Below are 12,798 nucleotides of genomic sequence, written 5' to 3'. Positions count from 1 at the left end.
GCTGAAAAAGCGGCGAAATATGAACTGGCCGGACGCTTTTGCAGCCGATTTACTTTAAGTCCGACAGATTGCTGGACAGTGTTCCGGACCGCTCGCTCCGTCGGAAACATAACATTATGTCATATGAATGTCGTAACCTCATAAATATCCACCGATGTTGCGCGGTTTACGGTTTTTGTATCAAGTCAAACTCATGGCAGATATCGCCGGAAAGAATGCGTGTCGACACAAGTATCTCGCTCATAACCCATTGATCGATAAAAACGGTCAGGTGCGGTTTTCCACCATCCAATCAATAGTTTTTATAATGCATATTTATTTTTCGATATGTATTATGGTAAAATGGTTAAGTTTTTTATGAGTTTTTTTAGAAGGTCCGAAATTAAAAACGGGACTGCAAAATATGGCAGATATTGAGAAAAAACAGGAAATGAACGGCAGGAGACGTTTTCTCATCGCCGCAACTTCGATTGCGGGCGGGATCGCGGGCGTTGCCGTGGCAACCCCTTTCATGATGAGCATGATGCCCAGCGAACGCGCAAAAGCGGCGGGAGCACCGGTTGAGGTGGACATCAGCAAGGTTGAACCAGGCATGCTGCTGATGGTCGAATGGCGCGGCAAGGTCGTATGGGTATTGAATCGCACCCCTGAAATGCTGGCTAACCTGAAGAAGCTTGACGGTCAGGTATCCGATCCAAAATCGGAAAAAGACCAGCAACCCAAGTATGCGCAGAATGAAACACGCTCCATCAAACCGGCGATTCTGGTAGCCGAAGGGGTCTGTACCCATCTGGGATGTTCTCCCGTATATCGCAAGGATATTGCGCCCGCGGACCTCGGTTCCGACTGGCTGGGCGGTTTTTTCTGCCCCTGCCACGGCTCCAAGTTCGATCTCGCGGGCCGCGTCTACAAAAGCGTCCCTGCGCCTACCAACCTTGTCGTCCCCCCCCACATGTATTTAAGCGATACCACCCTGTTGATCGGGTCTGATCGCAAGGAGTCCGCATAAATGAGCAAGCGATTAGCGTCCATGGTCGACTGGATAGACGCACGTTTTCCCCTGACTTCCAACTGGAAGGCTCATCTCACCGAATACTACGCGCCGAAGAACTTCAATTTCTGGTACTACTTCGGCTCGCTGGCCATGCTCGTGCTGGTGAATCAGCTTCTTACCGGCATTTTCCTCACCATGAACTACAAGCCGGACGCCAGCATGGCGTTCGCCTCGGTGGAATATATCATGCGGGACGTGGATTTCGGCTGGTTGATCCGTTACATGCACTCCACCGGTGCATCCATGTTCTTCGTGGTGGTCTATCTGCACATGTTCCGCGGGATGATGTACGGCTCGTATCGCAAGCCGCGCGAGCTTCTCTGGCTAATCGGCATGGGAATATTCTTCATGCTGATGATGCTGGCGTTTACCGGATACATCCTCCCATGGGGGCAAATGTCCTATTGGGGTGCGCAGGTGATCGTAAGCATGATCGGCGCGATTCCGGTAGTAGGCGAAACGCTCTCGAACTGGCTGCTGGGTGACTTCATGCTGTCGGATGCCGCACTCAATCGTTTCTTTGCCTACCATGTCGTGACTCTGCCCGTTTTACTTGTGACCCTGGTAGTCGTTCACATATTGGCGCTACACGAGGTCGGCTCGAGTAACCCGGATGGGATTGAAATCAAAAAATATAAAGATCCCGTAACGCACATTCCCGTCGATGGCATCCCGTTCCACCCGTACTACACAGTCAAGGATATTTTCGGCGTCATCGTGTTCCTGATCGTGTTCTGCGGAATCATATTTTTCGCACCCGAGATGGGCGGCTATTTCCTTGAGTACAACAACTTCGTTCCTGCCAATACATTGCAGACGCCTGACCACATCGCCCCGGTATGGTACTTCACGCCATACTATTCGATGCTGAGAGCGGTCACCATCAACTTCCTGTGGATAGATGCCAAGCTCTGGGGCATCGTGCTGATGGGCGGATCGGTCGCAATCTTCGCGCTGTTACCTTGGCTGGACCGTAGCCCCGTGAAGTCCATTCGCTACAAAGGCCCTATTTTCAAATTTGCCCTTACGCTTTTTGTCATCAGCGTCTTTGTGCTTGGCTATCTTGGCACCAAATCGCCCACCCCGCTGTTCACAACACTTGCGCAAATATTCACGGTCATCTACTTCGCCTTCTTTATTCTTATGCCGTGGTACAGCAAGATAGATAAAACCAAGCCTGAACCAACCAGGGTGAAAGAATGAGAAAAATAACAACTATTTTAGTTATGTTATGCTTGGCCCCGCTTGTCGCATTTGCCAGCGAGTCAACCGTAAAGCTGGATCATGCACCGATCCGGTCAGGCGATAAGCTCTCGCTGCAACGCGGCGCCAAGACCTTTGTCAACTACTGTCTGTCGTGCCACAGCGCGGAATACATGCGCTACAACCGGCTACGCGATATCGGCCTGACTGAGACCCAGGTCAGCGACAATCTAATATTTACCGGGCAGAAAGCAGGTGAACTCATGACTGTCGCCATGAAAGCCAAAGAGGCCAAACAGTGGTTCGGGGTCGCCCCGCCCGATCTATCGGTAATCGCTCGTTCTCGTGGTGCTGATTGGCTCTATACGTATCTCCGGAAGTTTTATCGCGATGACTCCACCGCTACGGGCTGGAATAACCTTGTATTCGATAAAGCTGCCATGCCTCATGTACTCTATCAGTTGCAAGGCGAGCAATCGCTGGTGACGAACACCGTCGACGACGGTCACGGTGGCACGCATGAGGTAAAGGAACTGAAGCTGGATAAACCAGGTACGCTTTCGAAAACAGAATATGAAGCCTATGTGGCTGATCTGGTGAACTTCCTGGTTTATCTAGGTGAACCGGCTGCGACCAAGCGAGTGCAAATAGGAATTATTGTGATGCTCTTCCTGTTTGGCATGCTGGCGCTTACCTACGCCCTGAAACATGAATATTGGAAGGACATTCATTGATTATTTCCCGTTACGAAAGATACACCCAGCTCGTTTGCGCTGAAAGTAACCAAATATGATGACGTTATACTCAGCAACCACCTGCCCTTTCAGTCACCGCTGCCGTATTGTGCTGTACGAGAAGGGCATGGATTTTCAGATCATCGATGTCGACCTGCATAACAAGCCGGAAGATCTGGCGATAATGACGCCCTACAGCCGGGTTCCCGTGCTGGTAGAGCGTGATCTTATCCTGTACGAATCCAACATCATCAATGAATATATTGATGACCGGTTTCCTCATCCACAACTAATGCCCGCCGATCCGGTTATGCGGGCTCGTGCGCGCTTGTTCCTGTATCGCTTTGAGCAGGAACTTTTTTGCCATATTGACGCGGTCGAGCATGGAAATCCGAAAACCGCGGATAAAGCACGCGCGGCGATTCGCGATAACCTGACCGTGATTGCGCCGGTATTTGCCAAGCAGAAACACATGCTGGGGGATGAATTTTCCATGCTGGATGTGGCGATCGCACCACTGCTGTGGCGACTGGATCATTATGGCATTCAGCTACCCAAACAGGCTGCGCCGTTGTTGAAATACGCCGAACGGTTGTTTAGCCGGCCCGCCTTCATTGACGCACTCACAGCCTCCGAGAAGGCAATGCGAAAGTGAAGGAACTGTCGACCAAGCCCTATTTGATTCGCGCCATCTACGAATGGTGTTCCGATAGCGGCCTGACGCCTTATCTGTCAGTTAAAGTAGATACCCAGACTCGCGTACCGAACAATTTCGTGAAAGATGGTGAAATCATACTTAACATCAGCTCCGATGCCGCGCATCATCTTACTCTAGGTAACGATGTGATCCAGTTCTCCGCCCGGTTTAGCGGTGTCTCGCGCGAAATCTCAGTTCCGGTCGGTGCGGTCCAGGGAATATTTGCCAAGGAGACCTCACAGGGCGTTCTTTTCACCCTTGAGGGCGACGCCAGCACAACGCCGGCGGACGCTGATATTGAAGAACCGGCCAAGTTACCCTCATCCGAAGGTACGTCACCCTCCACGGGTGACAAGCGTCGCTTTCAGATCGTAAAATAATCCGCATTGTTTATCAGTTCCTTGAGGGTTTGCCACCCCGCCCCCCAGTCTCTATAATTGCACCCGCGCCGGCATAGCTCAGTTGGTAGAGCAGCTGATTTGTAATCAGAAGGTCCCGAGTTCGACTCTTGGTGTCGGCACCAATAAAAACAAAAGCTTAGCTTTCCCTCTTCAATCTAAGAAGTGTTTGTTGTGGCGCTCACTCTTACCATCGGTTTCATACCTGTAACATGTTACAGCTATTCAGAGATGTCGCTGCATGATCTAATCGTGCTGCCCTTCAACTGGTGAGTTTTCCCTTTTTCATGCGGTAAAGTCGTTTCTCGCGTTGGCAGAAAGGAATCACGGATACTCATATTTTTGCTATCGGTTGGCTGCTTTATCTAAGGTTGCGCCGAATGCGCGCTCATAGAGTCATGCTGTATATGCCGTTTCGTTAACGGCATACTAACCAGATATCGGCATGTGCCTGAAGCCGGTCCAATGTACAGATCCAAAATCCAGTCGCAAAATTCTAGAATCTTTAGTCCAATCAGTTGAACCGCGTATTTTTATTATGGAAACCAGTGATCTGACGCGACATCAGTTGATTAAAAGTCTCAAGGCAAAGCATACCGAGGGAGTTGCCGAGGCCGCAATTATCTTATGGGAGCATCTGGCAACCCAAATCATTTCGATCGTAGGTGAAGATGGTTTCAATGCCCTTTACGTGAGAAGCATATTTTTGAACCGACGTACATTTCCCTGGCTTCCTACGAACTCTCTTCCACCACAGACTGATCACCCATTCGTGGATTTAAAAATGAGCTTTGAAGGACGACCCCCTGCGCAAGCCAGCGAAGCAAATAGTCTGTTATTGATTACTTTAACCGACATCCTGGCTTCTTTAATTGGCGAGCAGTTAATCAATCGTATTCTACTTTTGGCTTGGGGCGCTGAAATCTCGAATGAGACTGGCGAGGAGTTCAAAAATGAGTGAAAAGCTGAGCATACGTCGCCTGGCAACAGGTGTACCGGGCCTGGACAGCCTGTTGGGTGGAGGCCTGCCGGAATTTTCGTTTAACTTGATTGCGGGTTCGCCGGGAAGTGGAAAAACGACCCTCGCTCATCAAATCATGTTTTCGTTGGCAACGCCGAATAATCGAGCGCTGTTCTTCACGGTACTCGGCGAACCTGCTTTAAAGATGCTTCGTTATCAACAGCAGTTTCCGTTTTTTGAAGTTGATAAAATTGCGGAATCCATTCGCTTCATCAACCTGTCTGCCGATCTCATGGAGGGAAATTTTGACCGCGTATTAGTGCGCATTGCGGAAGAAGTGAAAAACTTTTCTCCCAGCTTTGTATTTGTCGATTCTTTTCGATCGGTCGTACAGGCAGCGAAGCGGGGGGAACAGAGCGAGTTCGAACTGCAGCGGTTTATCCAGCAACTGGGCATGCAAATGACGACCTGGCAGGCAACAACATTTTTAATCGGTGAATATCTGGCGCCGGAATCAGAGTCAAGCCCCGTCTTTACAGTGGCCGATGGCATTCTGTGGCTTTCCCAGAATATGCATCGGAATTCAATGGTGCGCAAGATGCAAGTGATCAAAATGCGCGGTCAAGCTCAGGCACTGGGTTTGCATACGTTTCGTATCAGTGATAAAGGAATCGAAGTTTTTCCTCGTGCGATTATCGAACAAGGCACAGCGGTTGAGTCGGTATCTATCAGCGAGAAACGCATTCCCCTGGGAACACCTGGCCTCGATGAAATGCTGGGTGGCGGTTTGCCAGTGGGATATTCGCTACTCGTGGTCGGGCCATCCGGCTCTGGAAAAACAATATTGGCGACGGAATTTCTCAGCGAAGGTGCGCGCAGAGGGGAGTCAGGTGTCATTGCGGCGTTTGAGAAGAGCCCAAGCCAATTGCTGAGCAACAAGCTGTCTGCCTTGGTGAAGAGTGGGCAAGTTGGGGTGATTAACACACGTTCCCTGGATTTGTCGATTGACGAAACCTTGCAGGATTTGATTGAAATGATTAATCAAATGGGGGCAAAGCGGCTCGTCATTGACTCCTTGTCCGGATTTGAGTTGGCACTGGCACCCGAGTTTAGCGAAGATTTTCGCGGATCGCTGTACAGGATGATTGCCCAGCTTACTAACATGGGCGTGACCATATTAATGACCTCTGAACTGGAAGATCGTTACACTGATTTGCGCTTCAGTCCGTTTGGAAGTGCTTTTCTCGCCGATGCAATTATCGTGCAGCGCTATGTCGAACTCGAAGGCCAGCTCAAACGCGTCTTCTCCGTTGTTAAAGTCCGTGGCAGCAATCACAGTAAGGACGTTCGATTGTTTGATATTACCGGCGAAGGCATCATTATCGGTGAGGCCTTGTCCGGGTATGCCGGGATCCTGTCGGGCAAACCAACCATCAGCCCTGGCTAGGGATCAGGTGATCAAAGGTGGCAATGAGCGGAAATGACAATGACCACGCTTCCGATCCCGACGAATCGGATCAACCGGACTTTTCAAGCCCGCACAAGGATAGATTGACAGCTTTTCGGGAAAAGAATGTCTCACGCAGGGAAAGCGCTGTCGTTGACGATGAGGCGGCTGTTCTGCGACGTGAAAAATCCGCTACTGCACAGGAAGAAGCCGTGCATCTGCGTGAAAAAGCCGCAACCTTGCGTGAGCGAATAATCCACGCCGCAGATGCGGCACAGGTGACAAGGTCCGAAAATCGCCTGAGTATGATGCAGGACGCGAACGCACAGCTGGTCATCGCTGGAATTGAAGCACATAAAATGGCCCAACAGGTCGAAACCGCTAAAGCTCAGCTGGACCATCTGGCCCATCATGATGTTCTTACCGGTTTGCCTAATCGAATGCTCCTGCAGGACCGGCTTAGTCATGAGATTGAACTGGCCCGTCGCCAAGGTCGGCAATTTGCGATGCTGTTCATGGATCTGGATCGATTTAAACACATCAACGATTCCCTGGGGCACGCGGTTGGCGACCAGCTGCTACAGTCGGTTGCACGCCGCCTGGTGCGTTGTATGCGCCATTCGGATACCGTCAGTCGCCAGGGTGGCGACGAATTCGTGGTGCTGCTTTCTACTATCAAGCATCCCGACGACGCGGCAATCAGTGCACAAAAAATACTTACTGCGCTAGCTGTTCCACACCTCATCGGCGAGCTTGAGCTCCACGTGTCGGTAAGTATTGGCATTAGCATTTACCCGGACGACGGGCAGGATGCGGAAGCCCTGACCAAAAGTGCGGACACGGCGATGTACCATGCCAAGGAAAATGGACGCGATAATTACAAATTCTTCGAGCAGGCCATGAATATTCGGGCCGTTCAGCGTCAGTCGATCGAGGCCGGTCTGCGCAGAGCACTGGAACGGCAGGAATTCGTGCTGCATTACCAGCCGAAAATAAATCTCCACAGCAACTTGATTGTCGGTGTCGAGGCGCTTATTCGCTGGCAGCATCCGGAACGAGGACTGATGCCGCCATTGCAGTTCTTACCCATCGCCGAAGACTGCGGGCTAATCCTGCCCATTGGTCGATGGGTTCTGCGCGAAGCCTGTCTTCAGGCCCAAGCCTGGGTACGGGCCGGCTTGCCGCCGATCACCATTGCAGTCAACACCTCCGCACTCGAGTTCAACGCTCCGGATTTTCTGGAAAGTATACGCGCGACCCTTGACGACACGGGCCTGGAGCCGCGCTATCTGGAGCTCGAACTGACCGAAAGCGTCCTTATGCGGGATGCCGAGTTTACCGATTCCGTGCTGCATAGGCTCGCAAACCTGGGCATCAAGCTCGCAATCGATGACTTCGGCACGGGCTATTCCAGCCTCAGCTATTTGAGGCAGTTTCCGATTGATACCCTGAAGATCGACCAGTCGTTCGTGAGTCGAATTACCAACAGCCCGGACGATGCCACCATTGTCAGCGCCGTAATCAACATGAGCAAAAGCCTCAAGCTGCGCGTCATCGCGGAGGGCGTGGAAACACCGGAGCAGCGTACATTTCTTCTGGCTCAGCATTGCGATGAGGGCCAAGGCTACTATTTCAGCCATCCGATAACGGCAGAGGCACTCGCCACCTTGCTGCAAACTGGGATAAAACCTGCCTCTCACATTTAACAACCAAAACTTTTCACTTCTGATTCATAGCTGGGCATGTGCTGTATTGAGATGCCAACGGCTCGGATCACCCGCCCCTTTGAAAGTCTATAGGGCCGAAACTCGTTATTTCATAATCAATCGAGTCTGACCCCGTTGATTCGTTGCCGCGATTCTGGCTAAAATCGGTAGCCGTACCGCATGCCCAAGGTGTCCATACCCTCGTTTTCATCGGCCAGATAGGCATTTGAGACATGATCAAAATAGATGGAAAGTGCGCTCTTGCCGTCGAAGCGATATCCGGCTTCAATGGGAATGTGAAACAGAACCCTTGAACCAAGGGCCTTGCGGTCGTTGTGCTGTAAATGAAGCTTGCCATTGTGGACTGCGCCACCTAGACCGACGCCAAAAAATAGACCATTTACGTGTTCGTATTGCCAACGAAGGCCCGTATAAAGCTTGGAGGTGTCACCCGCGGTATTCACCGAACCGCCAAAGGCGGGACGTATGACTCCACCTAAAACCCCGATTTGCGGCGAGAAAATTGCTTCGAGGTTGACGTCTATGCCGCTTTCACGCTGAAAGCCGCTCCACATGGGCGTGTCGTGGTGAAGCACCCCGATTTTGACCTCATGCAGCCACGTCGGCACCATTCGCTCATCCGCGTACCCATTGGACGAAACAATGCAACTCAGACTTAAAACCAATCCCCCAATAATTTGCGCGCGCATTATCAACTCCCCTCAACCTGCATCGCAAATTTGCACGCTATTTCCGAAAAATCTCAAGTCAGGATATAGAAGGGCGTCTGGGTTAACGTTTTCGGCGGCAGCCGACGTTGTAGCAAATAACAAGACCTGACTCTTTATTCTTCAGACCTGACTCTTTATTCTTCATTATTTATATTTCCGGGTGGACAAGATTTTCTCAGCATACCCCGTCTGCCCGTTCGCATGGCAACCAGCCCAATTCCCAGCAACGCCAATGACATGGGCTCTGAAACTGGCTCAATCGGGGTAAAGAATGTCGATGCGTTCGTCATCAAAATCAGATTTGTCCCGTCAATCCCATTGATACTTCCCACCGTGTTGATGTCACACTCCAAGCCGCCAATGGTATTCGGACCCGCTCCATTTATCAGGGTACCCATGCCATTTTTGAAGCAGGAGGATGGGTCAGTTTGCGTGAATGGTACGTTATATGTAATTTGAAAATCCAGACCCACGCCTGCTGGCACTCCATTGGAAAAATAAGCTGGATCAAAGCTTTCGATAATGACTGGCATCGTTCCAGCTCCAACTGCTGTGATGCTGCCCACACCGGGATAATTGTCAGCTCCGGATTTATCGAGACTACCTGGGACCACATCTAAGGCGGAAATTGCCGTTTGCCCTCTGAAAGCCGCGATCATGCCAGACAGTATGAGCACTGGGTCCGCGTTGGTGGCGTCAGGCCCATATCCGGTGCCGTTGCCTGCATTGGCATTCGGCGTTGCATCGAAATATAATCGGAAGAAATTGTCGCCCCCACCGATAGTCTCCAACACGACGCTGTTACCAATTGTAGAAACTACCTGTTCCCGATAGCCTGCAATATATACCCACCTATCCAGCCCCGGCCCACCTACACTAACGCCATTGCTATCCTCGAACCCATTCAGAGAGGCATGCGAGTAGCGCTGGAACACATCACCCATAGGGTGGGTAAATATCGAAGCATTACCAACCGGTGTTAGTAATGTATTGCCCGGTTCCCAATTCATGCTGCTTACATCTATGGCGGGATCAATGCCCCTGCCGTCCGGATTAACGACAAGTGCATGGGCCGCACCTGTCAGCATCATGATTACAACTGGAAATAGAAGCTGGGAATGTAAACTCAATTATTGTCTCCTGGAGTATCCGAATCATCTGGATTCCGCATACTTACCATTCACCATAGTCGACCATTTCAAAAAAACAACCGGAATCATTTTCACTCTGGCAAAAACCGGATTCAATACAGGGATTCTGGCACGGAAGGAAGCCAAGTCTTTCTTGTCAACCGTTGCTGCTTACAATGTGACTCACACGGGAGTAATGTAATCTGAAATGATCCCTGATCTCCGTCAGCGGTAACCACCGCTGGCATAGCATCGAAGACCTCGTCTCGTTCATCTGCCTCGGCGATCTGGGTTAAAGTTTTCGGTGACAGCCGCCGTTGTAGCAAATAATAAGACCTGACCCTTTATTTCATTCGGGCAAATTTACTTTTCAGATCACTATCCCTGTCACATAATAAGAACGTCAACCATAGCTAATTGCTCTGCGTTAACTCTTCTGACTTATGTAGTTTAAAAATCATAAGACAATTCCGTAAAATCAAGCACTTAAGAAGTAATGTAGTTTCTTCAAGCTTTGCAACAACAAGAGAGGAATATCAAAATGGCGGGGAAATTCGAGATTTATAAAGATAAAGCGGATGAATTCAGATTCAGATTGAAAGCAAGCAACGGTCAAACTATCCTCGCAAGTGAAGGTTACGAAGCTAAAGCCGGTTGCACCAACGGCATAGCATCCGTCAAAAAAAACGCGCCTGACGATGCGCGCTATGAGCGCAAAACAACCGAGAGCGGTAAGTTCAGGTTCAACCTTAAATCAGGGAATCATCAGATAATCGGCACGAGCGAGTCTTATGAATCAGAATCTGCTCGGGATAATGGCATCGAGTCGGTTAAGAAAAACGCCCCCGATGCTTCGATAAGCGATACCACGGGCTGATGTAGAAAGGCTTCCATCAGGAAGCCCTTCTCATTCACTCACCGGATTGCGGGAATAGGCTGGAGTATTCCCGCTGACGTCTCTTACGAGATCGAATTTCTATATCGTCAGTACAAAACCAATAATAACCCCCACTACGATTTTTGCCACTATATTGTCTTTTAGCCAAGCCTCGACCTTCTGGGTGAAAACGGGACGATTTTTTTCCGACAAGACCGAATCAAGCACCTTGCCTGGCCATGCCATATCGTCAGGCTGACAGTCCCGTTCCTCCGGTTTACCAAAATTCCTTACCAAATACACTGCCAATCGCTCGGCGATCCAGCCCGACGCATATAATGCCGCCGCAACAAGAAGAAAGTAGGGAAGTGCGATAAGGAACTTGATGGACTTGTCCGCATATTGCTCCATCAAGGGATAACCAAAACTATTCAGCGAGACGAAAATCACCCATAACATCGGGAGAAATAAACAAATCATCAGAACATGAAAAAAAGCCTGTTTCATAGCTCCCCCTTCTCTTTTGGACTCTAAACAAGTATCAAAGAATTGTTACTTCAGGAATAGCCTAGTAAGTCAGCCGAATTCATCAATTAAGGTATCCGTCTCATGGCTGTATGTTATGTCTCGTATGATTCGAGCCGTATAAAGCAGCCTTGCGGTTCCCACATGTTATGCACTAGACTGCCACAAGATATGTGAAGAAGACGTCACATAAATGTGATTAACTTGTTAACAATTGAAATTAATTGGCGGATGGAAGATTTGACCGTCTGAGTACCAAGCGGGTTTTTTGAGCTGTGTGTTTTTCCAAGCAGTCTGTTTAATCGCGCTTGGCTAGCGCTTGTTTGATTTGCTCTAAATCCTGCTGAATTTGTTCCACTGATGCAGCCAGATAGATAAGGCCAAGGTAAAGATTATTTTTCCGGCTGGGCTTGCTCGTCACCATACAAATTAAGATTTTCCACAAACATTCTTTTCGCATCTGAGGCAACTGACATGTCAGATCTCCGGTACTATGAATAGTTGACGGGTTTGAGGTTCAATTCAACCCAGATAATTCATTAGGACGCGAGATGATGGCGAGGCAGGTTGCGAGACAGTTTTGCCGGTTGAGAGAAGTCCATAGCTTGGTCTATGGACGCCGAGCAAGCGGCGAAAATGGCCGCAAACTGACCGCCAGCACTCGGGTAGGCTCGCAGAGCCGCCTAATGAATTATCTGGGTTCAAGACGTGGCCTTGAATCACCCGCCAAATGACCTATCCTGTCGCTTGAACCAGGTCAGGGCATTCTCAAAATGCTGAGGCTGGAAATCCGGCCAGTATTCGTCCCGAATATAGAAATCGGCATAAACCGATTGCACCGGCAGAAAGCCGCTAAGGCGACGCCCTCCTCCCCATCTTACAATGAGATCCAGGCGCGAAACGTCGTTTGAACGCAAATTGCCATCTTTAAGGCCTCCCAGATCCCATTCCCAGCCATAGTTGATAAGTAAATTGACTTTCATGCCCGTACCTTGGCGCGTCCTGAATTCTTCCAGTACGGTGGGAAACTGCGCTGAAGTCTCATCGCCTACAACAAGCAGGGCCGCTCCCCTGCGTGCAATTTCAAAAGCAAATGCCACGGACGCATCGGTAAAAGCAAGTTTCTGAGCCTTGGGCCGTTTGGTATTGTCTTGTGTAAAACAATAAATAGAAGCTTCATCTATCCCGCGATCTTTGCATATTTCGTATAAGGCGAGTCCCGGGTCGATGCCGCAACCATACCCATCCTCTTTAGGCAGGCCGCGATGCTGAGCCCAGCGGCGATTACCATCGGGAATGAAGCCGATATGACGTGGCATACGGTTTTTTGCCATT

The 12,798-nt window shown here is 50.0% G+C and carries 13 protein-coding genes and 1 tRNA gene; 10 read left to right on the top strand and 4 right to left on the bottom strand.

Annotation, left to right across the window (positions count from 1 at the left end):
- Positions 1-403: 403 nt before the first annotated feature.
- From petA to KJS40_RS04895, 9 genes are all read left to right on the top strand, one after another.
- Positions 404-1,009 carry a ubiquinol-cytochrome c reductase iron-sulfur subunit gene (gene petA, locus KJS40_RS04935; protein ID WP_036575410.1) on the top strand — a complete coding sequence of 202 codons (606 nt, stop codon included), beginning with the start codon at positions 404-406 and terminating at the stop codon, positions 1,007-1,009.
- Positions 1,010-2,257, top strand: a complete 1,248-nt coding sequence (locus KJS40_RS04930) for a cytochrome bc complex cytochrome b subunit (RefSeq protein ID WP_025040623.1) — start codon at positions 1,010-1,012, stop codon at positions 2,255-2,257.
- Entirely contained in the window at positions 2,254-2,991 is a 738-nt protein-coding gene (locus KJS40_RS04925) for a cytochrome c1 (RefSeq protein ID WP_213539298.1), read from the top strand. Before KJS40_RS04930 ends, KJS40_RS04925 begins: the two co-directional genes overlap by 4 nt.
- Positions 2,992-3,046: 55 nt before the next feature.
- Positions 3,047-3,646 carry a glutathione S-transferase N-terminal domain-containing protein gene (locus KJS40_RS04920; RefSeq protein WP_213539297.1) on the top strand — a complete coding sequence of 200 codons (600 nt, stop codon included), beginning with the start codon at positions 3,047-3,049 and terminating at the stop codon, positions 3,644-3,646.
- Positions 3,643-4,068 (top strand): ClpXP protease specificity-enhancing factor, encoded by a 426-nt coding sequence (locus KJS40_RS04915; RefSeq protein WP_213539296.1) that lies wholly within the window; start codon positions 3,643-3,645, stop codon positions 4,066-4,068. The genes KJS40_RS04920 and KJS40_RS04915 overlap by 4 nt, the downstream gene beginning before the upstream one ends.
- Before the next feature lie 67 nt (positions 4,069-4,135).
- Positions 4,136-4,211 (top strand) — tRNA-Thr (locus tag KJS40_RS04910).
- 413 nt (positions 4,212-4,624) lie between these two features.
- The gene (locus tag KJS40_RS04905; RefSeq protein WP_213539295.1) at positions 4,625-5,047 is read left to right on the top strand and encodes a hypothetical protein; all 423 of its coding nucleotides are present in this window, start codon (positions 4,625-4,627) and stop codon (positions 5,045-5,047) included.
- Positions 5,040-6,494, top strand: coding sequence for an ATPase domain-containing protein (locus KJS40_RS04900; RefSeq protein ID WP_213539294.1), 1,455 nt, complete (start codon positions 5,040-5,042; stop codon positions 6,492-6,494). Before KJS40_RS04905 ends, KJS40_RS04900 begins: the two co-directional genes overlap by 8 nt.
- Positions 6,495-6,517: 23 nt before the next feature.
- Positions 6,518-8,200, top strand: coding sequence for an EAL domain-containing protein (locus KJS40_RS04895; protein WP_213539293.1), 1,683 nt, complete (start codon positions 6,518-6,520; stop codon positions 8,198-8,200).
- A 158-nt stretch (positions 8,201-8,358) separates the two neighbouring features.
- Here KJS40_RS04895 and KJS40_RS04890 read toward each other — a convergent pair whose 3' ends face one another.
- Both KJS40_RS04890 and KJS40_RS04885 read right to left on the bottom strand, forming a co-directional pair.
- On the bottom strand, positions 8,359-8,910 hold the full coding sequence (locus tag KJS40_RS04890; protein ID WP_213539292.1) for an acyloxyacyl hydrolase: 552 nt from the start codon (positions 8,908-8,910) through the stop codon (positions 8,359-8,361).
- A 155-nt stretch (positions 8,911-9,065) separates the two neighbouring features.
- Positions 9,066-10,061 (bottom strand): hypothetical protein, encoded by a 996-nt coding sequence (locus tag KJS40_RS04885; protein WP_213539291.1) that lies wholly within the window; start codon positions 10,059-10,061, stop codon positions 9,066-9,068.
- A gap of 541 nt (positions 10,062-10,602) precedes the next feature.
- Between KJS40_RS04885 and KJS40_RS04880 the strand changes: the two genes are divergently transcribed.
- Positions 10,603-10,938 carry a YegP family protein gene (locus tag KJS40_RS04880; protein ID WP_213539720.1) on the top strand — a complete coding sequence of 112 codons (336 nt, stop codon included), beginning with the start codon at positions 10,603-10,605 and terminating at the stop codon, positions 10,936-10,938.
- A gap of 99 nt (positions 10,939-11,037) precedes the next feature.
- On the opposite strand, the gene KJS40_RS04875 is transcribed toward KJS40_RS04880, so the two are convergent.
- The gene (locus KJS40_RS04875; protein ID WP_213539290.1) at positions 11,038-11,445 is read right to left on the bottom strand and encodes a hypothetical protein; all 408 of its coding nucleotides are present in this window, start codon (positions 11,443-11,445) and stop codon (positions 11,038-11,040) included.
- 737 nt (positions 11,446-12,182) lie between these two features.
- Positions 12,183-12,797, bottom strand: a complete 615-nt coding sequence (locus tag KJS40_RS04870) for an undecaprenyl diphosphate synthase family protein (protein ID WP_213539289.1) — start codon at positions 12,795-12,797, stop codon at positions 12,183-12,185.
- Position 12,798 lies beyond the last annotated feature (1 nt).

Origin of the sequence: Nitrosospira sp. NRS527 (assembly GCF_018406445.1) — a bacterium.
GTDB classification, from domain to species: domain Bacteria; phylum Pseudomonadota; class Gammaproteobacteria; order Burkholderiales; family Nitrosomonadaceae; genus Nitrosospira; species Nitrosospira briensis.
This window is presented reverse-complemented; position numbering and strand designations above follow the sequence as displayed.

Bases quoted from the DNA above. Each gene is read 5' to 3' on its own strand.
- petA (WP_036575410.1), top strand. From the start codon at position 404: ATGGCAGATATTGAGAAAAAACAGGAAATGAACGGCAGGAGACGTTTT.
- KJS40_RS04930 (WP_025040623.1), top strand. From the start codon at position 1,010: ATGAGCAAGCGATTAGCGTCCATGGTCGACTGGATAGACGCACGTTTT.
- KJS40_RS04925 (WP_213539298.1), top strand. From the start codon at position 2,254: ATGAGAAAAATAACAACTATTTTAGTTATGTTATGCTTGGCCCCGCTT.
- KJS40_RS04920 (WP_213539297.1), top strand. From the start codon at position 3,047: ATGATGACGTTATACTCAGCAACCACCTGCCCTTTCAGTCACCGCTGC.
- KJS40_RS04905 (WP_213539295.1), top strand. From the start codon at position 4,625: ATGGAAACCAGTGATCTGACGCGACATCAGTTGATTAAAAGTCTCAAG.
- KJS40_RS04900 (WP_213539294.1), top strand. From the start codon at position 5,040: ATGAGTGAAAAGCTGAGCATACGTCGCCTGGCAACAGGTGTACCGGGC.
- KJS40_RS04895 (WP_213539293.1), top strand. From the start codon at position 6,518: ATGAGCGGAAATGACAATGACCACGCTTCCGATCCCGACGAATCGGAT.
- KJS40_RS04890 (WP_213539292.1), bottom strand. From the start codon at position 8,910: ATGCGCGCGCAAATTATTGGGGGATTGGTTTTAAGTCTGAGTTGCATT.
- KJS40_RS04880 (WP_213539720.1), top strand. From the start codon at position 10,603: ATGGCGGGGAAATTCGAGATTTATAAAGATAAAGCGGATGAATTCAGA.
- KJS40_RS04875 (WP_213539290.1), bottom strand. From the start codon at position 11,445: ATGAAACAGGCTTTTTTTCATGTTCTGATGATTTGTTTATTTCTCCCG.
- KJS40_RS04870 (WP_213539289.1), bottom strand. From the start codon at position 12,797: ATGGCAAAAAACCGTATGCCACGTCATATCGGCTTCATTCCCGATGGT.